20 protein-coding genes are annotated in these 21,354 nt (G+C 72.3%); 10 read left to right on the top strand and 10 right to left on the bottom strand.

What is annotated here, in order from left to right:
• Positions 1-87: 87 nt before the first annotated feature.
• The 4 genes from ACF06X_RS31370 (at position 88) to ACF06X_RS31385 (ending at position 3,684) form a co-directional block, all read left to right on the top strand.
• On the top strand, positions 88-984 hold the full coding sequence (locus ACF06X_RS31370; protein ID WP_392290794.1) for an ABC transporter ATP-binding protein: 897 nt from the start codon (positions 88-90) through the stop codon (positions 982-984).
• The gene (locus ACF06X_RS31375; protein WP_392290691.1) at positions 977-1,660 is read left to right on the top strand and encodes an ABC transporter ATP-binding protein; all 684 of its coding nucleotides are present in this window, start codon (positions 977-979) and stop codon (positions 1,658-1,660) included. Before ACF06X_RS31370 ends, ACF06X_RS31375 begins: the two co-directional genes overlap by 8 nt.
• Before the next feature lie 114 nt (positions 1,661-1,774).
• Positions 1,775-1,969 carry a hypothetical protein gene (locus ACF06X_RS31380; protein ID WP_392290692.1) on the top strand — a complete coding sequence of 65 codons (195 nt, stop codon included), beginning with the start codon at positions 1,775-1,777 and terminating at the stop codon, positions 1,967-1,969.
• A 143-nt stretch (positions 1,970-2,112) separates the two neighbouring features.
• On the top strand, positions 2,113-3,684 hold the full coding sequence (locus ACF06X_RS31385; protein WP_392290693.1) for a hypothetical protein: 1,572 nt from the start codon (positions 2,113-2,115) through the stop codon (positions 3,682-3,684).
• Positions 3,685-3,741: 57 nt separating this feature from the next.
• Here ACF06X_RS31385 and ACF06X_RS31390 read toward each other — a convergent pair whose 3' ends face one another.
• Positions 3,742-4,539 (bottom strand): VOC family protein, encoded by a 798-nt coding sequence (locus ACF06X_RS31390; RefSeq protein ID WP_392290694.1) that lies wholly within the window; start codon positions 4,537-4,539, stop codon positions 3,742-3,744.
• Positions 4,540-4,687: 148 nt separating this feature from the next.
• Here ACF06X_RS31390 and ACF06X_RS31395 point away from each other — a divergent pair, with 148 nt between their 5' ends.
• Together ACF06X_RS31395 and ACF06X_RS31400 are read left to right on the top strand one after the other, a co-directional pair.
• Positions 4,688-5,767, top strand: a complete 1,080-nt coding sequence (locus ACF06X_RS31395; protein WP_392290695.1) for a dihydrodipicolinate reductase — start codon at positions 4,688-4,690, stop codon at positions 5,765-5,767.
• Positions 5,764-6,243 (top strand): carboxymuconolactone decarboxylase family protein, encoded by a 480-nt coding sequence (locus ACF06X_RS31400; protein ID WP_392290696.1) that lies wholly within the window; start codon positions 5,764-5,766, stop codon positions 6,241-6,243. The genes ACF06X_RS31395 and ACF06X_RS31400 overlap by 4 nt, the downstream gene beginning before the upstream one ends.
• A gap of 42 nt (positions 6,244-6,285) precedes the next feature.
• On the opposite strand, the gene ACF06X_RS31405 is transcribed toward ACF06X_RS31400, so the two are convergent.
• Positions 6,286-7,869, bottom strand: a complete 1,584-nt coding sequence (locus ACF06X_RS31405; protein ID WP_392290697.1) for a GMC oxidoreductase — start codon at positions 7,867-7,869, stop codon at positions 6,286-6,288.
• 132 nt (positions 7,870-8,001) lie between these two features.
• Here ACF06X_RS31405 and ACF06X_RS31410 point away from each other — a divergent pair, with 132 nt between their 5' ends.
• Positions 8,002-8,607: a hypothetical protein gene (locus tag ACF06X_RS31410; protein ID WP_392290698.1), complete on the top strand. Its 606-nt coding sequence runs from the start codon at positions 8,002-8,004 to the stop codon at positions 8,605-8,607.
• Here the strand turns inward: ACF06X_RS31410 and ACF06X_RS31415 are convergent.
• Both ACF06X_RS31415 and ACF06X_RS31420 read right to left on the bottom strand, forming a co-directional pair.
• On the bottom strand, positions 8,564-9,478 hold the full coding sequence (locus ACF06X_RS31415; protein ID WP_392290699.1) for an oxygenase MpaB family protein: 915 nt from the start codon (positions 9,476-9,478) through the stop codon (positions 8,564-8,566). The two genes, ACF06X_RS31410 and ACF06X_RS31415, sit on opposite strands and share 44 nt — an antisense overlap.
• Before the next feature lie 103 nt (positions 9,479-9,581).
• Positions 9,582-10,307 carry a VOC family protein gene (locus ACF06X_RS31420; RefSeq protein ID WP_392290795.1) on the bottom strand — a complete coding sequence of 242 codons (726 nt, stop codon included), beginning with the start codon at positions 10,305-10,307 and terminating at the stop codon, positions 9,582-9,584.
• Positions 10,308-10,553: 246 nt separating this feature from the next.
• Between ACF06X_RS31420 and ACF06X_RS31425 the strand changes: the two genes are divergently transcribed.
• Positions 10,554-11,753, top strand: coding sequence for an aromatic acid exporter family protein (locus ACF06X_RS31425; protein WP_392290796.1), 1,200 nt, complete (start codon positions 10,554-10,556; stop codon positions 11,751-11,753).
• Positions 11,754-11,766: 13 nt separating this feature from the next.
• On the opposite strand, the gene ACF06X_RS31430 is transcribed toward ACF06X_RS31425, so the two are convergent.
• A complete protein-coding gene (locus tag ACF06X_RS31430; protein ID WP_392290700.1) occupies positions 11,767-11,961 on the bottom strand; it encodes a hypothetical protein in 195 nt (64 codons plus the stop codon).
• Positions 11,962-12,104: 143 nt separating this feature from the next.
• Between ACF06X_RS31430 and ACF06X_RS31435 the strand changes: the two genes are divergently transcribed.
• Positions 12,105-12,383 (top strand): hypothetical protein, encoded by a 279-nt coding sequence (locus tag ACF06X_RS31435; protein WP_392290701.1) that lies wholly within the window; start codon positions 12,105-12,107, stop codon positions 12,381-12,383.
• Here the strand turns inward: ACF06X_RS31435 and ACF06X_RS31440 are convergent.
• A complete protein-coding gene (locus ACF06X_RS31440; RefSeq protein WP_392290702.1) occupies positions 12,361-13,701 on the bottom strand; it encodes a sensor histidine kinase in 1,341 nt (446 codons plus the stop codon). The genes ACF06X_RS31435 and ACF06X_RS31440 overlap by 23 nt on opposite strands.
• Positions 13,698-14,381, bottom strand: coding sequence for a response regulator transcription factor (locus ACF06X_RS31445; RefSeq protein WP_392290797.1), 684 nt, complete (start codon positions 14,379-14,381; stop codon positions 13,698-13,700). Before ACF06X_RS31445 ends, ACF06X_RS31440 begins: the two co-directional genes overlap by 4 nt.
• A 227-nt stretch (positions 14,382-14,608) precedes the next feature.
• Here ACF06X_RS31445 and ACF06X_RS31450 point away from each other — a divergent pair, with 227 nt between their 5' ends.
• The gene (locus ACF06X_RS31450) at positions 14,609-16,417 is read left to right on the top strand and encodes a S8 family serine peptidase (protein WP_392290703.1); all 1,809 of its coding nucleotides are present in this window, start codon (positions 14,609-14,611) and stop codon (positions 16,415-16,417) included.
• A gap of 45 nt (positions 16,418-16,462) precedes the next feature.
• On the opposite strand, the gene ACF06X_RS31455 is transcribed toward ACF06X_RS31450, so the two are convergent.
• Genes ACF06X_RS31455 through ACF06X_RS31465 form a run of 3 tightly spaced genes read right to left on the bottom strand, consistent with a single transcriptional unit; the run spans position 16,463 to position 21,089 of the window.
• Entirely contained in the window at positions 16,463-18,022 is a 1,560-nt protein-coding gene (locus ACF06X_RS31455) for a GMC family oxidoreductase (protein WP_392290704.1), read from the bottom strand.
• The gene (locus ACF06X_RS31460) at positions 18,019-19,593 is read right to left on the bottom strand and encodes an APC family permease (RefSeq protein ID WP_392290705.1); all 1,575 of its coding nucleotides are present in this window, start codon (positions 19,591-19,593) and stop codon (positions 18,019-18,021) included. Before ACF06X_RS31460 ends, ACF06X_RS31455 begins: the two co-directional genes overlap by 4 nt.
• 29 nt (positions 19,594-19,622) lie before the next feature.
• Positions 19,623-21,089, bottom strand: a complete 1,467-nt coding sequence (locus ACF06X_RS31465; RefSeq protein WP_392290706.1) for an aldehyde dehydrogenase family protein — start codon at positions 21,087-21,089, stop codon at positions 19,623-19,625.
• Positions 21,090-21,354 lie beyond the last annotated feature (265 nt).

Consider the following 21,354-nt stretch of genomic DNA (forward strand, 5'->3'; position numbering starts at 1 on the left):
CGAGTCCTGCGGGCCCTGGAGGCGGTCACCGCCGAACGCGCCGACGGCGCCGTGCTGAGCGTGCGCGGCCTCACCGTCCGCTTCCGGATGCGCGGCGGCCGCCAGGTCGCCGCCGTCACCGACGCCGACTTCGACCTGGCGGCGGGGGAGTGCCTCGCCCTCGTCGGCGAGAGCGGCTGCGGCAAGTCCGTCCTCGCCTCCGCGCTCCTCGGACTCCTCCCGGGCAACGCGGAGACGTCCGGTACGGCGACGCTCGACGGCGTCGACCTGCTCGCCGCCGACGAGCGGACCCTCGCCCGTACGGTACGGGGACGGCGCGTCGGCCTCGTACCGCAGAGCCCGGCCGCCCACCTCACCCCCGTCCGCACGGTCCGCTCCCAGCTGGAGGAGACCGTCCGCGAACTGACGGCCGTCCCCCGGCGGGAACGGCGCGCCGCCGCCGAGGCGGCCGCCGCACGGGCCGCTTTCCCGGCCGACCACCTCGACCGTCACCCGCACGAACTCTCCGGCGGTCTGGCCCAGCGCGCCGCCACCGCGCTCGCCCTGATCGGCGACGCACCGCTCCTGCTCGCCGACGAACCCACCACCGGCCTCGACCGCGACCTCGTCGGGCGGACCGTCGACGAGCTGCGCCGCCACGTCGACGAAGGCCGGGCCCTGCTCCTGATCACCCACGACCTGGCCGCGGCCGAACGCGTCGCCGACCGGGTCGCCGTGATGTACGCGGGCCGGATCGTCGAGACCACCGCCGCCCACCGCTTCTTCGGCGAGCCGGGCCCCCGCCACCCCTACGCCCGAGGCCTCCTGAACGCGCTGCCCGACCGGGCGTTCACCCCGATCCCCGGCATGCCGCCCGAGCTGACCGACCTGCCGCCGGGCTGCGCCTTCGCGCCCCGGTGCGCGCGGGCGACGGAGGCCTGCGCCACCCTTCCCGAGCCGCTGGCGGGAGTGGCCTGTCACCACCCGGAGGGCCCCCGTGCTTGAACTCCACGACGTCACCGCCGGCTACCACCGCCGGAGCCCCGTCTTCACCCGCGCGACGCTCTCCGTCGCGCCCGGCGAGTCGGTCGGACTCCTCGGGCCCAGCGGCTGCGGCAAGTCCACGCTCGCCCGGGTCGCCGCACTGCTCCACCGGCCCGACGCGGGACGCGTCACCCTCGACGGAGCGGAGGTGCGGGCCTGGCGCCACCGCGCGCCGCGCGCACTGCGGACCACCGTCGGCGTGGTCTTCCAGCAGCCCCGCATGTCCGCCGACCCACGCCTGCGCCTGCGCGACCTGATCGCCGAACCGCTGCGCGCCGCCGGCCGCCGCACCGAGATCCCCGCCCGCCTGGCCGAACTCGCCCCCGCCGTGGGCCTCACCGACGACCTCCTCGCCCGCCGGCCGCACGAGGTCAGCGACGGCCAGCTCCAACGCGCCTGCCTGGCCCGGGCCCTGGTGCTCCGCCCGCGCCTGCTCGTCTGCGACGAGATGACGGCCATGCTCGACGCCTCGACCACCGCCGCGCTGGTCACGGCGGTGGAGACCTATCGCGCGGAGGCGGGCGCGAGCCTCCTCGCCGTCGGCCACGACCGCCTGCTCCTGGAGCGCTGGTGCGACCGCACGGTCGACTGGTCCGCCTGCCTGGCACCGGCGCCGAGCGGCTCCCCGGCCCCCTGAACCCGAACGTCACCCGTTCGGCAGGCATGCCGTACGGCCGTACGGCGGCCCCGCTGCGCCACACTGGCCGCCGAACGCCGCGAATTCGGGCGCGGCGCAAGGAGGGTGTGGGCGATGGCCGTATCCATTTCAGTCGTACTGCTTCTGCTCGTCCTGGCGGTGATCTTCCTCCGCAGCGGCGGCCTCAAGCTCTCGCACGCGCTGGTCTGCGCCCTGCTCGGCTTCTTCCTCGCCGGCACGAGCATGGCGCCGACCATCCAGAACGGGGTCGCCGCCACCGCCAACGTGGTCAGCGGCCTCAAGCCCTGAGCCAAGGGCTCCCGGGGGCGGCGCCGTAACGTTTCACGACCATGAAGTGCCCGTGAAACCAAGGGCGTTCGCATGTACTTCTCACGGACCCGGGCCTAACGTCGGCCGCCGGCGCGACCGACGTACGCACCCGAGGAGCCGCAGTGACCACCCCCCGAAGACCAGCCCGTGCGCTCGCCCTGATCGCGACCGTCCTCGCGGTCGCCACCCCCGCCGCCCTCGCCGACGAGATACCCTTGGCCCCCGGCCACCGGCTCGTCGACTCCTATGAGGGGGCGCCCGCGACCGCCCGCCCCGTACCGGGCGAGGCGCCGCCCCAGCACCCCTACCTCGCTCCCAACGGACGCAGCGGCATGCACGCCGACGGCGCGGGCAGCGGCACCCACCCCTACTCCGGTCCGCTCGGCCGCGACCCCGAGGTCACCAGCGAGAAGATCGCCGCTCTCGGCGGCGAGTGCGCCACCGTCACCTTCGACGCGGCCGGCCGGCTCCTCACCGTCTGCGGCACCTTCTCCGGATTCCTGCTGAAGCTCCTCGACCCGCGCACCCTGGACACGCTCGCCGAGTACCGGCTGCCCCAGCGCTCCTCGACCGTCGAGGCCGTCACCCGGCTCGACTTCGAGAAGATCTTCAAGGACACCTCCGGCGGCGCCTACTTCTACCTCGACCACCGGGACCGGGTCGTCCTCGCCGACTCCCGCGGGCACATCCTGCGGATCGCGCACTCCCAAGGTGCCGACGGACGCTGGTCGTTCACGGTCGAGGACGACTGGGACCTCACCCCGCTCGTCCCGCACGACTGCGTCAGCTGGACGAACCTCTTCCCCAGCGGCGTCTGCGACCCCGTCACCTCCGTGATGCCCGACTGGGACGGCCGCGTCTGGTGGGTGACCCGCCTCGGCCGGGTCGGCACCGTCGACCCCGCCACCGGCGCACTCCGCTCGGTCCGGCTGGACGGCGAGGAGATCCAGAACTCGTTCTCGGTCGCCGAGGACGGCGTCTCCCTCGTCTCCGACCACGCCCTCTACAGCTTCCGCGCCGACGCCGACGGCACCCCGCGGATCCGGTGGCGCCAGACGTACGACCGGGGGACCGGCACAAAACCCGGCTCGGTGAACCAGGGTTCGGGCACCACCCCGGACCTCTTCGGCACCCGTGAGAAGTACGTCGCCATCACCGACAACGCCGACGACCGGATGCACGTCCTCGTCTACCGGCGCGGCGCCGACGTCCCCGAGTCCCAGCGGCTGGTCTGCCGGGTCCCGGTCTTCCGCCCCGGCGCCTCCACCACCGACAACTCCCTGATCAGCTGGGGCGACAGCCTCGTCGTCGAGAACAACTACGGCTACGAGAACCCGACCACGCTCACCTTCGGCCGCAGTGTCGTCGGCGGCGCGACCCGGATCGACGTCCGCCCCGACGGCAGCGGCTGCGACACCGTCTGGGAGAGCCCCGTCCGTTCCCCCTCCACCGTGCCGAAGCTCTCCACGGCCAACGGACTGCTGTACTTCTACGAGAAGGAGCCGAACGCCCTCGGCATCGACGCCTGGTACCTGACGGCCGTCGACTTCCGCACCGGGCAGCGCGTCTTCAAGCGCCTGACCGGCACCGGGGTCGCGTACGACAACAACTGGGCGCCGATCACGATCGGACCCGACGGCGCCGCTTACATCGGCGTCTTCAACGGGATCGTCGCCGTCCGCGACCGGGCCTGAGACACGGCGACGCCCGGGACCGCGCGAGCGGCCCCGGGCGCGTCGCGGACCCGCGCCTCAGACCATCTCGGGCATCTCGCCCTCGGTGGTCGACAGGTCGATGACGGCGAAGGCCGCGCCCTGCGGGTCGAGGATCGCCGCGAAGCGGCCGAACGGGCTGTCCATCGGTCCGAAGACCTTCCGGCCGCCCAGCTTCTCCGCCTTCTCGACCGCCCGGTCGCAGTCGTCGACGGCGAAGTAGATCTGGATGTACGGCGGGATCTCCTCGGGGAAGTCCTCCGGCGTCATCGTCATCCGGCCGAGGACCGGCTGCTCGCCGCCCAGGTCGAAGACCTTGTAGTCGACGTGGTCGTCCCGCATCGTCTTCGCGTTGTAGCCGAAGACCGAGGTGAGGAAGGCGTCGCTCTTGGCGGGCTCGCGGGTGAAGACCTCGGCCCAGGCGAAGGAGCCGGGCTCGCCCTCCAGCTCGAAGCCCTCGTGGACGCCGGGCTGCCAGACGCCGAACAGGACGCCGGTGGGGTCCTGCCCGAGGCACATGGAGCCGAAGTCGCTCACCTGCATCGGATCCATGAGCAGGGTGCCGCCGCTGTTCTTGATCTTCTCCGCCGTGGCGGCCACGTCCGGTGAGGAGAAGTACAGACACCAGGCCGACTTCGGGTCGTCCTGGCCGGGCATCGGCGGGACGACGGCCGCGACCGCCTTCCCGTTCCGGTAGGCCTGCGTGTAGTTGCCGAATTCCGAGGAGGACTCGCCGAAGGTCCAGCCCAGCACCTCGCCGTAGAACTTCTTGGCTCCCTCGACGTCGGTGAACATCGCGTCGGTCCAGACCGGCGTGCCTTCAGGTCGTGCGGCCATGACGGTGACTCTCTTCCGATCGTGTGCTTCTCGATGGGGGTCCCCGAGTGCCACGCTAACCAGGGAGTGCCCACCTCGCTCGGTGACGCAGCGTAGTCAGCGGTGCGTAGGTCTAGGAACTGACGATCCGTCAGGTTAGTCTCCGCGCATGATTCCGACGGTTGTCTGGGGCACCGGAAATGTCGGCCGCGCGGCCATCCGGGCCGTCGACGCGCACCCGGCGCTGGAACTCACCGCCGTGCTCGTCCACGACCCGGCCAAGGACGGTCGCGACGCGGGCGAGCTCGCCGGGCTCGACCGCCGCCTCGGCGTCGCGGCGACCCGCGACACGGCCGGCGCCCTGGCCGCCCGCCCCCGCGCCGTGGTGTACGCCGCCTCCGGCGACATCCGGCCCGACGAGGCGCTCGCGGACGTCGTCGCGGCGGTCCGGTCCGGCGCCGTGGTCGTCACCCCCGCGCTCTATCCGCTCTACGACCAGCGCAACGCCCCGCCGGAGTTCCGGGACCCGGTGCTCGCCGCCGTCGCCGAGGGCGGCGGCTCCCTCTTCGTCTCCGGCGTGGACCCCGGCTGGGGCAACGACGTGCTGCCGCTGCTGATCAGCGGCCTCGGCACCACCGTGGACGCGGTCCGCTGCCAGGAGATCTTCGACTACTCCACGTACGAGCAGGAGGACTCCGTACGCCACCTGATCGGCATGGGGCACCCGATGGAGTACGAGCCGCCGATGCTCGCCGAGTCCGTCCCCACCATGGTGTGGGGCGGCCAGATACGGCTCATGGCCCGGGCGCTGGGCGTCGAGCTCGACGAGATCCGCGAGACCCTGGAGCGCCGCCCGCTCGACGCCACCGTGACCACCCGGACGATGGGCGTCTTCGAGGCCGGCACCCAGGGCGCCGTCCGTTTCGAGGTGCGGGGGATCGTCGGGGGCGTCCCCCGCCTCGTCGTCGAGCACATCACCCGGATCCACCCCTCCTGCGCCCCGGACTGGCCGACGCCGCCCGACGGCGCCGGGGCACACCGGGTGATCATCGAGGGCCGCCCGCGGATCGAGGTCACGGTCGAGGCCGTGGACGAGGGCGAGAACCGCTCGGCGGGCGGCAACGCCACCGCGGTCGGCAGGCTCGTGAACGCCGTCGACTGGCTCGTGGCGGCCGAGCCCGGCCTCTACGACGCGCTCGACGTCCCGCTGCGCCCGGCAGTCGGCAGAATCGGAAGGAGACCGTCGTGATCATCGACATCCCGGAAGGGCAGGAGCCGATCGGGTACGTGTGGGGCGACATGGTCCCCGGCATCGGGACGGCCGCCGCGAACTTCTCGCTCGCGGTGTACGAGCACACCACCCTGGGCCTGCGCGAGTTCGAGGCCGCCCGGCTGCGGATCGCCCAGATCAACGGGTGCGCCTTCTGTCTGGACTGGCGTACCGAACGGGACGGGGAGAAGGTCGAGGACACCTTCGCCGGCGCGGTGACCGAGTGGCGCACCACCGACGCCTTCGACGACCGGACGCGGCTGGCCGCCGAGTACGCCGAACGGTACGCCCTGGACCATCACGGTCTGGACGACGCGTTCTGGGCGCGGATGACCGCGCACTACAGCCAGGCGGAGATCGTGGAGCTGAGCATGAGCATCGGTTCCTGGCTGGCGTTCGGCCGGCTCAACCATGTGCTCGGGCTCGACAGCGTGTGCGTCCTGCCCGGGCAGTGAGCCGGCCGGTGGTCGGTCCCGGAGGTCGGTCCCGGAGGGCGGTCACAGATCGGTGGCGATGATCTTCTCGATGTTCCGTTCGGCGAGCGCGGTGATGGTGACGAACGGGTTGACGCTGGTGTTCCCGGGGATCAGCGCGCCGTCGACGACGTACAGGCCGGGGTGGCCGTGGAGACGCCCGTAGTCGTCGGTGGCCCTGCCGAGCACCGCACCGCCGAGCGGGTGGTACGTGAGGTGGTCTCCCCAGATCCGGTTGGAGCCGAACAGGTCGGTGCGGTAGATCGTCCCCTCCTTCGCGTTGATCCGGTCGAAGATCGTCTTGGCCGCGTCGATGGACGGCTGCTTCCAGGCGGTCTGCCAGTTCAGCTCGACCCGGCCCGCCGCGGCGTTCCAGCTGAACTCGGCGCGGTGCGGGTTCTTGGTGATCGACAGGTAGAAGGAGGCATACGTCTCGATCCCCGTGGGCAGCGGTGCCACCTCGGCGAACGCGCCGCCGGCGTCCCAGTTGTCGATGCCGGCCGTGGGCATGGCCGACTGGAGTTTGCCGGTCGCGTCCCACATGTGGTTGGCGCGGCCGCACATGACGTTGCCGTTGTCGCCCCAGCCCTTGCCGATCTCGCTGTTCAGGCGGGGCAGCGCGCCGGTGGCCTTCAGCCGGGTGAGCAGCTTGCTCGTGCCGACGCTGCCGGCCGCGAAGAACACCCGGTCCGCGGTGACGGTCTTGGTGGCGGTGGTGTTCCCGCCGGTGTCGAGCTGCTCGATGACGACCGTGTAGCCGCCGCCGGCCGCCGGGGAGACCGAGGTGACCCGGTGCAGCGGTGAGACGGTGAGCCTGCCGGTGGCCGCCGCCCGGGCGAGGTAGGTCTTCTGGAGCGTCTTCTTGCCGTGGTTGTTGCCGTAGATGACCTCGCCGTCCAGCGCCGACCTGGGGACGGCGCCGGCGGCCTCCTGCTTCATGTACTCCCAGTCGTACACATTGGGCACGAAGACGAACGGGAAGCCGGAGCGCTGGGCGTGCTTGCGGCCGACCCGCGCGTACTGGTAGCAGGGGGCGCTCTCCCACCAGGCCTGGTCGACCTGGGTGACCCCGAGGCCCGCGTTGGCGCGCGGGTAGTAGACGTCGTACATCTCGTCGGCGTTCACGGACGGCAGCACGGCGCCGAAGTGTTCCCGGCGCGGGGTGACGGCCATTCCGCCGTTGACCAGGGAGCCGCCTCCGACGCCGCGGCCCTGGTAGACGGTGATGCCGCCGAACTCCTCGGCGTCCAGGATCCCGGTGTGCCGGGGGACGTCCTTGTCGAGCGGGAAGCCGAGGAAGTCGCTGAGCGGCTGCTTGGTCCGGGTGCGCAGCCAGAACGACCGGTGGTCGGGCTTCGTCGTGTTGGCGAAGATCTTGCCGTCGGAGCCGGGGGTGTCCCAGGCCATGCCCATCTCGACCAGGTGGACGTCGACCCCGGCCTGGGCGAGCCGCAGCGCGGTGACCGAGCCGCCGTAGCCGCTGCCGATGATCAGGGCGGCGACACGGGCGCCGGGCGGGACGGTGGCGGCGGTGGCGGACCGACCGGAGAGGGCCAGGGCGCCGAGAAGAGAACCTGTTCCTGCGATGAATCTTCGACGAGAGACCATGTGAGGTTCCTCACTCTCAAGGGAAGTGGGAACGAGTTCTACTGCCGTCTGCTAGGGAAGTCACGGTGAACCGATTGGTAACTTATGGGTGGATGGCTCAAGCAATAACGGCACAAAGCCGACATTTCACTCATGTACTCCACCCCCACCGTCCTCGCCCCCGAGGCCGTCGACCGCGCCGCCGCCCAGCTCTACGACACCGCCGCCTGGCAGGAGATCGTCCGCCGCTGGGACACGACCGCGCCCGCGCAGGGCCCCGGCCCCCAGGAGTGGCGCCGCCTGCTCTCGGTCCCGGTCGACGAGCTGGTCGCCACCGCCCTCGGCGCACTTCCCGCACCCCCGCCCCGCGAGCGGCCGCTGCCCGGCCGGCTCGGCGCGATCCTCCCCGACCGCCTGCACGCCTGGCGCCGCATCGGCCAGCCCGACCTGCGCCCCTCCGCCCACCTCGCCCACGCCCGCCGCGTCCTCGTCGAATGGGGCTGGCAGAACCGGCCGTACCGGCTCCGCGACGCCCGCGGGGCGCGCTGCCTCTGCGGCGCCCTGCTGACCGCCCACCGCCTCGGCCACGGCAGCGCCGACACCATGAACCGCTCCGCCGCCTGGATCGTCACCGAACTGCGCGCCCAGGGCTGGACCGGCCTCATCGGCCCCTGGAACCGCGCGCCGGGCCGCACCGCCGAACAGGCGCTGGCCCTCATCGACGCGACGATCCGCCGGGCCGCGCACGCGGGAGAGTGACCCCCTCCGGAGGAGGCGGATCCATCGCCCAGCGGATCGCCCGGGTCACCACCACGCCGCCCGCCCGCGCCGCCGTCCGCGCCGACCGGGGCAGATACGGCAGCCCGAGCTGTTCGTGGGCCCACGGGGGCAGCAGTGCGAGGGCGCCCGCGGCGAGCAGCGCGTACGGAGGGCGCGCCTGCCAGGGCAGCGGGGGACTCAGCAGCAGGAAGCGGGCGGCCTCCCGGCTGTCGGGCGTCCCGCGCAGCTCGGCGCGGTACCCGTCCAGCTGCTCCGCGAGCTCGGCGACGCTGCGCGGCGGGTCCTCCACGCCCAGCTCCCGGGCGATTCGCGCCGCGTCCGCCACATAGCCGTCGTACCCGGCCCGGTCGAGCGGCGCCGCTCCGTAGCACCGGTGGGCGCGCAGGAAGCTGTCCACCTCGGCCACATGCACCCAGCCCAGCAGCCGCGGGTCCGAGGCGCGGTACGGAACGCCTTCGGCCGTCGTGCCCGTCACCCGCCGGTGGACCGCCCGTACCCGGTCGACCGCGCGCCGCGCGTCGTCGGCCGTGCCGAACGTCGTCACCGCGAGAAAGGTGCTGGTCCGCTGCAGCCTGCCCCAGGGGTCGCCCCGGAACCCCGAATGGGCGGCGACGGCGGCCATGGCGAGCGGATGGAGCGACTGCATCAGCAGCGCCGCGAGGCCCCCGGCGAACATCGAGGCGTCACCGTGGACGGTACGGATGGGACGGTCGGGGCCGAACCAGCGCGGCCCCGGAGTGCCGTGGATGCGGGCACGCGTCTGCTCGCCCGAGGGGCCGGCGACACGGCGGAAGAGCGAGGCGCCGAGCCGTACCCTCAGGTCGTCCACGGAGGCGGGCGGCCATCCCATGCGGCCCAGTATGCGCCCGTGCCGACGCTTCCCCGGAGCCGTTCCCCGGGGCCCTTTCCCGGCCCTCTCCCGGAGCGCTTGCGCCGAGCGGGCCCGGCGTCTCCTACCGGCCGTCGGCCACCGTGAAGAGTCCGCCGTCCGGATCGCGCAGCGTGGCGCACCGGCCGTCCTCCGAGGGGTGCGGCGCCGAGGCCGGCGTCCCGCCGAGCCGGACCGCCGTCTCGACGGCCTCGTCGACGTCCGGGACCCGGAAGTGCACATGCCACCGCGGCCTGACCTGAGGGTCGGGGGCCGCTTCCACGGCGCCGCCGACGAGCCGGGCGACGGTCACGCCGCCGTGGCTCAGCACCACATGGTCGTCCTCGTAGGAGACCTCGCAGCAGCCGGGACGCTCACCGGCCCACTCCAGCACCTCGGCGTAGAAGATCGCGGCGTCGAAGGCGTTCCTGGTCCGCAGTTCGAGCCACGCCGGGGCGCCACCCTTGCCGACGCTCCAGTCCGGGATGACACGACCCTCCCAGATGCCGAACACGGCACCCTCGCGGTCGGAGGCGAGCGCCGCGCGGCCGGTCCCGAACCGCAGCGGCCCGACGGCCACCGTGGCGCTGCGCTCACGGATGCGCGCCGCGGCGGCGTCGGCGTCGTCGACGGCGAAGTACGGAGTCCAGGCGACGGCCACCGCCAGGCGGGGCGCGAGCGCGCCGATCCCGGCGACCGGTGCCCCGTCGTGGAAAGCGACGGAGAACTCCTCGCCCAGCTTCGTGGGGCGGAACTCCCATCCGAACACGGCGCCGTAGAAGGACTCCGCGGCGCGCAGGTCGCGGGTCATCAGGCTGACCCAGCAGGGAGCGCCGAACATCGCGTGGCTCGAGGTCGACACAACCTTCATCCATCCGTCGTGGACGCTTTGACCGCTTTCTCATCCCACCGTACCCCCCGGAAGATCGCCATTCAGGCAGGCTCCGCCCGGCCGCGCCGCCACCGACCGCGGGGCGACTTCGGGTACGAAAGCCTCAAGGGGGCAGGAGAGGGCGAAGCCCACCAGGGAAGGACTGTGACAACCGACGTGGCGGACATGGGAAACGCGCTCCGACGACCGGTGGCCGGCCTGCTCGCACGGCGCAGGGAACCGGCCGTCGTCCAGACCCTCCGCTCCACCGCGGCGGCGACGATCTCCTACGTCGTGGCGCTCCAGCTGAGCAGCGAGGCCGCCCCGCTCACCGCGCCGCTGACGGCGCTCCTGGTCGTCCAGGTCACCCTCTACTCCACGCTCACCACCGGCATCCGCCGGGTGAACTCCGTGGTCGTCGGCGTCCTCATCGCGATCGCGTTCAGCGCCCTGGTCGGCCTGACCTGGTGGAGCCTCGGACTGATCATCCTGGCCTCGCTCGTGGTCGGCCGCTTCGTGCGGGTCGACGAGTTCGTCCCCGAGGTCGCGATCAGCGCGATGCTCGTCCTCGGCGTCACCCAGGTCACGAACACCGCCTGGGACCGGGTCCTGGAGACGCTCATCGGCGCGGTGGTGGGCCTGCTCTTCAACGTGCTCCTCGCCCCGCCGGTCTGGGTCGGGACGGCGGGCGAGTCCATCGAGGACATGGCCCGGCGGATGCGGCAGCTCATGCTGCGGATGGGCGAGGAGCTGACCAGCCCCACCCCCGTCGAGGACGCGGCCGCCCGCCTGCACGAGGCGCGCCGGCTCGACAACGACGTGGCCGACGTGGACGCGGCCCTGCGCCAGGCCGAGGACAGCCTCCGCCTCAACCCGCGGGTCAAGGAGGGGCTGCTGCACCGCATCGTGCTGCGCACCGGTCTGGACACCCTGGAGATCTGCGCCGTCGTGCTCCGGGTCCTGGCCAGGACGCTCACCGACCTCGCCAAGGAGCGGAGGGAGGAGGAACTCTTCCCGCGCGAGGCGGCGCTCGCCCTGGAGGAGCTCCTGGCCCACGTCGCCGACACGCTCGTCAGCTTCTCCGTCCTCGTCACCACCCGGGTCACGGCGAACGCCGACGCGGCGGAGGAACGGCTGACCGGAGAGCTCCTGGCGGCCCGGGCGGTCCGCGACAACGCGGCCGACCTGCTGCTGGAGGGCGTGCTGCGGGATCCACGGCAGTGGCAGCTGCACGGTGCCCTGCTCGCCGAGATCGACCGGATCCTCGACGAGCTGGACCTGGACCACCGGAGCCGGCGACTGATGGAGGAGCTGGACCGCCAGTCGCGCGAGCGCCACGAGAAGCGTCCGAGGCTGTCGGCGCTGCGCGCCAAGCTGGGGGTCTGAGCGGTCCCGCGCGTCAGCGCCGGGCGGCGTTCATCAGCTCCTGGAACGAGCTCATGCAGGGTGTGCAGTGACGGTCGGTCCTCTCGCGCTCTTCGAGGTGCTCCTCGTGGAGGGACTGACCACAGAGGGCGGTCGCGGTGCCCATGGCGGCGACGTGCCAGACGAAGACCCCGTCCGGGGCCGCGAGGCCGACGTGCATTTCGTACATGGTCGTCTCCATGCTCGGCGGACGGTTGCCTCTCCAGTGCACCGGAGGGAAGGGGGTTTGCACGTCCGGAGCGCCGCTGTTCGGGTGACGGCTACGCTGGATCAGGGGCCGTTCGACGGCCCTGTCCGGCGGGAGACGAGCCCATGAGACGACGCCACCACTTCCACACCGACCACGCGGGGCACTCCGTGAGCGTCACCGTGCAGACCGGCCACACCGCTGTGGTGGAGGTCCTCGTCGACGGCAAGGAGACGGGGTACGCCACCACCGGCGGCGACCGTCCGGTGAACGTGCGCGTCGAGCTGCCCACCGACCCCCCGACCCCGGTCACGGTCCGCGCGACGCCCGGCCCCGGCGTCCCGCGGTGCGTCCTGGAGGTGGAGGGCGCCGAACCCCAGATCATGTCCCCCCGGCCCTACTGAGGCCCGGGGCGGGCGGCCGGCCGCCCGTGGGCAGCCGCAGGACGAAGCGGGCACCGGCGCCGCGCCCGCCCGGGCCGGCGGAGAGACTCCCGCCGTGCGCGTGGGCGACCCAGGAGGCGATGGAGAGCCCGAGCCCGGTCGACCCCGACCCGGCGCGGAACCTCTCGAACAGCGAGTCCGCGACGCCGGGAGGCAGCCCGGGACCGGCGTCGTCGACCGTGACGGTCGCCTCGTGCGGCCCCGACGCCACCTCGATCCGGACGTCGGCGGGGACGCCGGGGGCGTGGCCGTGGGCGAGCGCGTTGCCAAGGAGGTTCGCCACCGCGCGGCGCACCAGGTCGGGGTCGGCCGTCACGACCGTCTCCTCGGCCCGTACCGCCACCCTGTGCCCCGCCGCGGGACTGTCCTCGACGACCGCCTCCACCAGCTGATCGAGCCGCAGCGGCTCGCGGGCGAGCGTCTGCACCCCCGACATCAGCCGCGCCCGGGTGAGCAGCCCGTCGACGAGGCCGCCCATGCCGTCCGCGAGCCGCAGCGTCCGGCGCAGCACCTCGGTGCCGTCCGTGTCCCCGCGCAGCGCCGTCTCCGCGAGCATCCGCAGCGAGGCGACCGGCGTGCGCAGATCGTGCGCCGCGTCGGCGAGGAACGACTCCTGCTGCCGCAGCGCCGTCAGCGCCGGACGGATCGCCCGCCCGGACAGCACATGCCCGACGGCGGCCGACAGGCACACCAGGACGGCGCAGCCGGCGCTCAGCAGCCAGGCCGTACGACGGTGGTCGGCCAGCGCCGAGGACGTGTCGTACACGGTGACCACGACACCGTCCCGGCCCGTGTCGCCCTCCGCGTCCGGAGCGAAGAAGGGCTCGGCGAAGAGGCGGACCGGCCGTCCGTCGGCCGTCCGCCGGTCGACGGCGACGACGTCCTCCGTACGGACGGCGGTCTCGGCCGCCGCCCGGACGTCGGCGGGGCGTCCGATGAGGCAGGGCCGGTCCGGGGCGAAGTCGACGACGGGGCCCGCGGAGCGGTCCCGGGGCACCGAGAAGACGGTCAGCGGCGGGCAGTCCGTGTCCATGGTCTCGACCAGGTCCCGGCTGTCCAGCCGGTCTTCCTCGTCGTACGTGAGGAGGCTGATCGCCTGCGTGGTGTCGAGGTTCATCGACCGGTCGAGCTGCTCGCGCCACCGCGTGTCGTCGCTGCGCACGGCGAAGACGGCCATCGAGACCAGCCCCACGGCGCTGGTGAGCGCGAACAGCGCGGTGATCCTCCGGCGCAGCCGGCGCACCCGGCCGGTGGGGGTCGGATCCCGGCGTACCGTCACCGGCGCTCCCCGGGCTCCGGGCGCTCCCCGGGAGCCAGCCGGTAGCCGACCCCGCGCACGGTCAGGATCAGCGGCGGGTCCCCGAGCTTGCGGCGGAGCTGGGAGACCAGCACCTCCAGCACGTTGGACCGCGGCTCGGCCATCTCGTCCCAGCAGCTCTCGATCAGCTCCGCCCGCGACACGGCCTGGTCGGCGCGGGCAGCCAGGACCTCCAGGACGGCGAACTCCCGCCCGGTGAGCGTGAGCAGCACGCCCGCGCGGCGGACCTGCCGCCGTGCGGTGTCGATCTCCAGGTCGCCGATCCGGTGGACGGGAGGCCGGACGACGGCCGCCCTGCGGCACAGGCTCCGCACCCGGGCCACCAGCTCGGGCACGGCGAACGGCTTCACCAGATAGTCGTCCCCGCCGCTGGCGAAACCGCCGACCCGGTCGGCCACCGTGTCACGGGCCGTCAGAAACAGCACGGGCACGGCCGCGCCGCCGGCGCGCAGCCGTGCGACGTACGCGGCGGCGTCGCCGGAGGGCAGCATCCGGTCGAAGACCACGCAGTGGTAGGACGTGACGAAGAGCGCCTCGTCCGCCTGCGGGAGGTCCACGGCCTCGTCGACCGCGAACCCGGCGGCACGCAGCGCGGCGGCCACCCCGAAACGCAAGTCCTCGTCGTCCTCGACCAACAGCACCCGCACGGGCCCACCTTAGCCGTACGCGAGTGGTCGGAACGAAGCGCCCACCGGGGGCGATACCCGCCCTGATCGCCCCGCCGTCAGGTCAACAGTCTGTAACGGCAACGGGCTTGTCGGACAGAACACTTCCTTCCGCACCGCATCGTCTGCGATCTTGCGTCCACCCCACACATCGCAGGTCCGGAGCCGGCGCCATCAGCGCCACCGGGCCATCGGAGGACGCAATGTTTTCCCACATATCCAGCCGGCTGAGACACTCCGCTCTGGCCGCGGCCGCGCTCGGCGCGACCATGGTGCTCGCCGCCCCCGCCGGATTCGCCCAGGCCGCCGAGTCGACCACCCCGGAGCCCTCGGGCGCCTCGGCGGCCCGGGTCGCGACCGTGGCGGCCCCGGCCGCATGGGCCGCCGGCACCCGCGCGTACCTGGTGATCACTGCTCCCGGTGACACCACCGCCGTACGCACCGCCGTCGCGAACAACGGCGGTTCCGTCTTCGCCGCGTACGACGCGATCGGCGTGATCGTCGCCCACTCCACGTCGACGACCTTCGCCTCGGCGATGCGCGCGGTCAGCGGCGTCCAGCAGGTCGGAGCGACCCGTACGTCCGACGTACCGGCCGACGCCTACAACCCGGCGCTCCCCGCGAACCCCGCGCAGTCGGCCACGACGCTCACCGAGTCCAACCGCTGGGACATGACGCAGATCAAGGCCGACCAGGCCTGGGCGGTCACCACCGGTTCCGCCGCCGTCAAGGTCGGCGTGCTCGACACCGGCGTGGACGACCAGCACCAGGACATCGCGCCCAACTTCAACGCGGCCGACTCGGTCTCCTGCGCCTACGGCAAGGCCGACACCCGCGCCGGCGCCTGGCGGGACATCGACACCCACGGCACGCACGTCGCCGGCACCATCGCCGCCGCCAAGAACGGCAAGGGCGTCATCGGCGTCGCGCCCGGCGTGAAGATCTCCTCGGTGCGCATCGCCGAGAAGCCGAGCGGCCTGTTCTTCGCCGAGAACACCATCTGCGGCTTCATGTGGTCCGGCGACCACGGCTTCAAGGTCACCAACAACAGCTACTACACGGACCCGTGGCAGTTCAACTGCCCCGACAACGTGGACCAGGCCGCCATCATCGAGGGCGTCAAGCGCGCCCAGGCGTACGCCGAGAGCAAGGGCTCCCTCCAGATCGCCGCGGCCGGCAACTCCAACTACGACCTCGCGAACAAGACGACCGACAGCGAGAGCCCGAACGACTCCACGCCGGTCACCCGCACCATCACCAACGCGTGCGTCGACATCCCGACCGAGCTCCCGGGCGTCGTCACGGTCGCGGCCATGGGCAGCGGCAACGTCAAGGCCTCGTACTCCAACTTCGGTAACGGAGTCATCGACATCGCGGCCCCCGGCGGCGACGGCGCCTCCGGTGTCTACTCGACGCTGCCGGGCGGCAAGTACGGCAGCAAGAGCGGTACGTCGATGGCCTCCCCGCACGTGGCGGGCGTCGCCGCGCTCATGGTGAGCGTCGACCCGGCCCTCACCCCGGCCGACATCCGCGGCCGGCTCGCGACGCAGGCCAACGACGTCGCCTGCCCCTCGGACAGCCGCTGCACCGGCACGACGGCGAAGAACGGCTTCTTCGGCGAGGGCCAGACCGACGCGCTGAAGGCCGTCGGAGGCTTCACCCCGCCGCCCGGAAAGTACTTCGAGAACCTCACCGACGTCACCGTCGCCGACAACGCCACCGTCGAGAGCCCGATCACGGTCAGCGGGGTGACGGGCAACGCGCCCGCCACGCTGAAGGTCGGCGTGGACATCAAGCACACCTACATCGGTGACCTGAAGGTCGACCTGGTCGCCCCGGACGGCACCGTCTACACGGTGCACAACCGGACCGGCGGCAGCGCGGACAACATCGCCACGACCTTCACCGTCAACGCCTCCTCGGAGGTCGCGAACGGTGTCTGGAAGCTCCGCGTGAACGACAACGCCAGCCAGGACACCGGCCGCATCGACGCCTGGAACCTGACCTTCTAGACCGACCGCGCCCGACCCGGCAGCGTGCCGGGTCGGGCGTCGTCGTCAGGCGTCCGCGCGTAGCAGATCGGCGCACTTCTCGCCGATCATCATGGTCGTGATGCACGGATTGACGGTGACGAGATCCGGCATCACGGAGCCGTCCGCGACCCGCAGCCCGCGCACCCCCTTGACCCGCAGCCGCGCGTCGAGCGGCGCCGAGGCGTCGTCGTCCGCGCCCATCTTCACCGTGCACGCCGGGTGGTAGACGGTGTTGTGCGTCTTGTGGATGTAGTCGAGCAGCTCGTCGGCGGTGCGGACGTCGGGGCCCGGGGCGAGCTCGGCCCCCGCCCACCCGGACAGCGCCGGCTGGGACGCGATCCGGCGGGCCAGCTCGATGCCGTACGTCATCACCCGGACGTCGTGCTCGTGCGTGAAGTACCGCGGGTCCACCTTCGGCTTGTCGCGGTAGTCGCGCGTGCGCAGCCGTACCGTGCCGCGCGACTTGGCCCGGGTGACGTTCGGCGTGAGGCAGAAGGCGTTCTCGGACGTCGGATAGCCGTGCCGGGCGGTGTTCATGTCGAAGGGCACCGAGCCGTAGTGGAACATCAGGTCCGGCCGGTCGAGGCCCGGCTCCGTGTCGTAGAAGATGCCCGCCTCCCACCACTGGCTGGACGTGGTGGTCATCGGCTGCTTCGCCTCCCACATCACGACGCCCTCGGGGTGGTCCTGGAGGTTCTCGCCGACACCGGGGGAGTCGACGAGCACGTCCACGCCCACCTCCCGCAGGTGCTCCGCGGGGCCGATGCCCGAGAGCATCAGCAGCTTCGGCGTGTCGATGGAGCCGCACGAGACGACGACCTCGCGACGGGCGCGGACCGTACGGGTGTGGATCAGGTCCGGGTCCAGGTACCGCGCGCCGACACAGCGCCCGTCCTCGATGACCAGGTTCTTCGCCCGTACCCCGGTCCGGACCTCGAGATTGGGGCGCCTGCCCATCACCGGGTGGAGGTAGGCGACCGACGAGGACTGCCGGATGTTGTTCTCGTCGGCGTTGATCTGGAACCAGTTCGCGCCCCGCACCACCGTCGAGCCGGTGTTGAACGGGGTCGTCGGTATGCCCGCCTCGGCGCACGCGTCCAGCAGGGCCGTGCCGCACGGGTCGCCGCCCTTGAGCGTGCGCAGCTTCACCGGCCCGGACCGGCCGTGGTGGTCACCGGGAGCGTCGTTGTTCTCCAGCCTGCGGTAGAGCGGGAAGAGGTCCGCCGCGCTCCAGCCGGTACAGCCCGCGGCCGCCCAGTCGTCCAGGTCCTCCGCCGGGGCCCAGAAGGCGATGCACGAGTTGTGCGAGGAGCAGCCGCCGAGCACCTTGGCGCGGGCGTGCCGCATGAAGCTGTTGCCGCTGACCTGCGGCTCGACCGGGTAGTCCCAGTCGTAGCCGGAGTCCAGCAGGCCCATCCACCGCTCCAGTCTGAGGACGTTGTCGTCCCCGACGTCGCTGGGACCCGCCTCCAGGACGCACACCGTGACGGACGGGTCCTCGCTCAGCCGCGCCGCGACGACGTTGCCGGCCGTACCGCCGCCGACCACCACGTAGTCGAAGACATCATCGAACTCTTCGGTCATGAGGGGGTGACCTCCTTCGGTGCGGCCTTCGGTGCGGCAGGCTCACGGGGCGCCACGGCGGCGTGCTCCGCGAGGACGCCCGTACAGTGCCGCTGGACGAACCAGTAGTAGGTGAAGCCGCCGAGCGCGGTCACGCCGACGAACAGGACCGCGCCCCAGCGCAGATACCAGTGGTACGGCTCGGCGGCGTTGTAGACGGCCGCGCGCGGCCAGATGAGGTTGAGGGTCATGGCCCCGCCCCAGAGCACGGCCAGGATGTTGACGGGAAGGCCCCAACGGCCCAGCGAGAACCTGCCGTCGGCGGGCTGCCACCGGCCGCGCAGCCGCGCCACCAGCATCGGCAGGGTGACCAGCAGGTACGCCACGTAGATCATGACGATGCCGATGCTGGTGACCACCGTGAAGATCTGCGGCTGGCGGATGTTGACCAGCAGGATCGCCAGCGCGAGGACGCCGATGATCACGGTGGGCAGGATGGGGGTGCCGAACCGCGGGCTGACCTTGGCGATCCGCGAGGACGCGGGCAGGTTGTTGTCCCGCGCCATGGCGAAGGCGAGCCGGACCGCCGCCGTGTGCACGGCGAGCGCGCAGACGGTGACCGCGATCAGCACGCACCACAGCATCGCCTTGCCGGCCGTCGGGCCGAGCACGTCCAGGACGACGTACTGCAGCCCGTCGGTGGACAGCTTCTCGCCCCGCAGGTTCGAGACGCTCATCAGGGCGAGGATCAGGATGAGCCCGCCGAGCACGAACGAGGCGACGATGGCCCGGATGATGGCCCGCGGCGCGTTGCGCGAGGGGTCGAGGGACTCCTCGCCGAGCGAGGCCGCGGTGTCGAAGCCGTACATCACGTACGCCGAGGCGAGCGAGGCGATCAGGAACGCGCCGAGATAGCCGAAGGACTGGCCCGAGCCGGTGCCGGCCGTCTCGGTGACGACCTGCGGGCCGCGCACGACGTTCACCGCGAGCAGCACGATCAGTACGACCGTGGCGATGAGTTCGAGGAAGACACCGGCCGTGTTGATCCGCGCCATCAGCTTCACGCCGAAGGCGTTGACGACCGTGGTGAAGAGGATCAGGCCCGCGGCCAGGACCACCGCGTTCGTCGCCACGTCGTACGTCCCCGTCCCGTCCCCCACGAACTGGAAGACGGAGGAGATCTGAGGAAGCGTCAGCTGGTAGGCGAGGGCGACGGCGGCGATCGAGACGACCGAGGCGATGAGCATCATCCAGCCGGCGAGCCAGCCGACGTGCCCGTTGCCGACCTTCTTGGCCCAGTTGTAGATGGAGCCCGCCACCGGGTAGCGGGCGGCCAGCTCGGCGAAGCAGAGCGCGACCATGAACTGCCCGGCGAAGACCATCGGCCAGGACCACCAGTAGGCGGGGCCGCCACTGGCGTAACCGAAGTAGAAGAGCTGGAACGTACCGGTGAGGATCGATATGTACGAGATGCCGGCCGCGAACGTGTGGAAGTTGCCGAGCGTGCGCTTGAGTTCGGGACGGTAGCCGAACTCGGTGAGTTCCGCGTCGTCGCCCGGCGTCGGTGGAGGGGTGGGAGCGGTTGCTGCCATGGGTCGACTCCTGATCGAGAGGGGACGTTTCAGGCGAACCAGGCCTGCGGCTCCGGAGCGGTGTTGCGCCAGATGTGCTTCGTCTCGCGGTACTCCGCGAGGCCGGCCGGGCCGAGCTCCCGCCCGGTACCGGACTGCTTGAACCCGCCCCACTCCGCCTGCGGCAGATAGGGGTGGTAGTCGTTGATCCACACCGTGCCGAGCCGCAGCCGGGCCGCGACGCGCCCCGCCCGGCCCTCGTCGGAGGTCCACACCGCGCCCGCCAGGCCGTAGATCGTGTCGTTCGCCAGCCGCACCGCCTCGTCCTCGTCGCGGAACCGCTCCACGGTCAGCACCGGGCCGAAGGACTCCTCCCGCACCACCGACATGCCGGAGCGGCACTCGTCGAGCACGGTCGGCAGGTAGTAGAAGCCCGCGTCGTACTCCGCGCCCTCCGGCCGGGCGCCGCCGCAGCGCAGCACCGCGCCCTCGGCCACCCCGGCCGCGACGTACGCCTCGACCTTCGCGCGATGGGCGGCCGAGATCAGCGGCCCGGTCCGCGCCTGCTCGTCGAAGGGCCCGCCGAGCCGGATCTCCCGGGCCCTGCGCACCACCTCGTCGACGAAGCGGTCGTGCAGGGAGTCCTCCACGAGGAGCCGTGCCCCCGCCGAGCAGACCTGCCCCGAGTGCAGGAACACGGCGGTCAGCGCCATGTCCACGGCCGTCTCGAAGTCGGCGTCCGCGAAGACGATGTTCGGGTTCTTCCCGCCGAGTTCGAGCGCGACCTTCTTCACCGTCCCGGCGGCCGCCGCCATCAGCCGGCGGCCGGTGTGCAGCCCACCGGTGAACGAGAGCAGGTCGACGTCCGGGTGGTCGGCGAGCGGCGCACCCGCCTCCGGGCCCGCGCCGAGGACGAGGTTGGCGACCCCGTCCGGCAGCCCGGCCTCGGCGAGCAGACGCATCAGATGGATCGCCGTGTGCGGGGTGAGCTCGCTCGGCTTCAGGACGAAGGTGTTGCCCGCGGCGAGCGCCGGCGCCACCTTCCACGCCGTCTGGAGCAGCGGATAGTTCCAGGGGGTGATCAGTCCGCACACGCCGACCGGCTCGTACACGACCCTGCTGTCGGTGTGCGCCGTGCCCGTCTCGATCACCCGGCCGGTCTCGGCCGCCGCGAGCCGCCCGAAGTAGCGGAAGCAGTTCACGATGTCGTCGATGTCGTACGCGCTCTCCACCAGCCGCTTGCCGGTGTCGAGGGACTCCGCGCGGGCCAGCGCGTCCTTGTCGCGGACGAGCAGGTCGGCGACGCGCAGCAGCAGGTCGCCGCGGTCCGCGGCCGGCGTCGTGGGCCACGGGCCCTCGTCGAAGGCGCGGCGGGCGGCCGCGATCGCCTCGACGGTGTCCTTGGCGCCGGCCTCGTCGACGACCGCGACAAGCTCGCCGTCGGCGGGGCACCGGATCTCCCGGGTCCGCCCGTCGAGCGCGGATCGCCAGGCTCCGCCGATGAAGAGTTCGGGCATGCTTCTCGTTCCTCCTGGTCAGCGCCGCAGTGGCGCACCCTTGCCGCTGGTACCTGACCGGACGGACGCATTCCATGCCGAATGTGACGGTCGACACTCGGGGAGGTAGAGGGGGAGGGGGAGGGGTCGAGGGCAGCACGGAGGAGGGCGGCTTCGTCCACGTGTACGGGCGGGACGGCCGTACGGCGGCGGTACGGCGGCCGTATGGCGGCGGTGCCGGCCGTCGACCGGCCCCGGGCGTTCCCGCGGGCCCGCCGCGCACCGG

It is taken from the genome of Streptomyces sp. NPDC015346 (genome assembly GCF_043078785.1).
In the GTDB taxonomy this organism is placed as follows: domain Bacteria; phylum Actinomycetota; class Actinomycetes; order Streptomycetales; family Streptomycetaceae; genus Streptomyces.

Coding starts and splice junctions, on each gene's coding strand:
- ACF06X_RS31465 (WP_392290706.1), bottom strand. CDS start 21,089: ATGCCCGAACTCTTCATCGGCGGAGCCTGGCGATCCGCGCTCGACGGG.
- ACF06X_RS31410 (WP_392290698.1), top strand. CDS start 8,002: ATGTACTCCACCCCCACCGTCCTCGCCCCCGAGGCCGTCGACCGCGCC.
- ACF06X_RS31435 (WP_392290701.1), top strand. CDS start 12,105: ATGAGACGACGCCACCACTTCCACACCGACCACGCGGGGCACTCCGTG.
- ACF06X_RS31455 (WP_392290704.1), bottom strand. CDS start 18,022: ATGACCGAAGAGTTCGATGATGTCTTCGACTACGTGGTGGTCGGCGGC.
- ACF06X_RS31420 (WP_392290795.1), bottom strand. CDS start 10,307: ATGACCCGCGACCTGCGCGCCGCGGAGTCCTTCTACGGCGCCGTGTTC.
- ACF06X_RS31450 (WP_392290703.1), top strand. CDS start 14,609: ATGTTTTCCCACATATCCAGCCGGCTGAGACACTCCGCTCTGGCCGCG.
- ACF06X_RS31460 (WP_392290705.1), bottom strand. CDS start 19,593: ATGGCAGCAACCGCTCCCACCCCTCCACCGACGCCGGGCGACGACGCG.
- ACF06X_RS31390 (WP_392290694.1), bottom strand. CDS start 4,539: ATGGCCGCACGACCTGAAGGCACGCCGGTCTGGACCGACGCGATGTTC.
- ACF06X_RS31380 (WP_392290692.1), top strand. CDS start 1,775: ATGGCCGTATCCATTTCAGTCGTACTGCTTCTGCTCGTCCTGGCGGTG.
- ACF06X_RS31430 (WP_392290700.1), bottom strand. CDS start 11,961: ATGTACGAAATGCACGTCGGCCTCGCGGCCCCGGACGGGGTCTTCGTC.
- ACF06X_RS31425 (WP_392290796.1), top strand. CDS start 10,554: ATGGGAAACGCGCTCCGACGACCGGTGGCCGGCCTGCTCGCACGGCGC.
- ACF06X_RS31415 (WP_392290699.1), bottom strand. CDS start 9,478: ATGGGATGGCCGCCCGCCTCCGTGGACGACCTGAGGGTACGGCTCGGC.
- ACF06X_RS31395 (WP_392290695.1), top strand. CDS start 4,688: ATGATTCCGACGGTTGTCTGGGGCACCGGAAATGTCGGCCGCGCGGCC.
- ACF06X_RS31405 (WP_392290697.1), bottom strand. CDS start 7,869: ATGGTCTCTCGTCGAAGATTCATCGCAGGAACAGGTTCTCTTCTCGGC.
- ACF06X_RS31370 (WP_392290794.1), top strand. CDS start 88: ATGCGCGGCGGCCGCCAGGTCGCCGCCGTCACCGACGCCGACTTCGAC.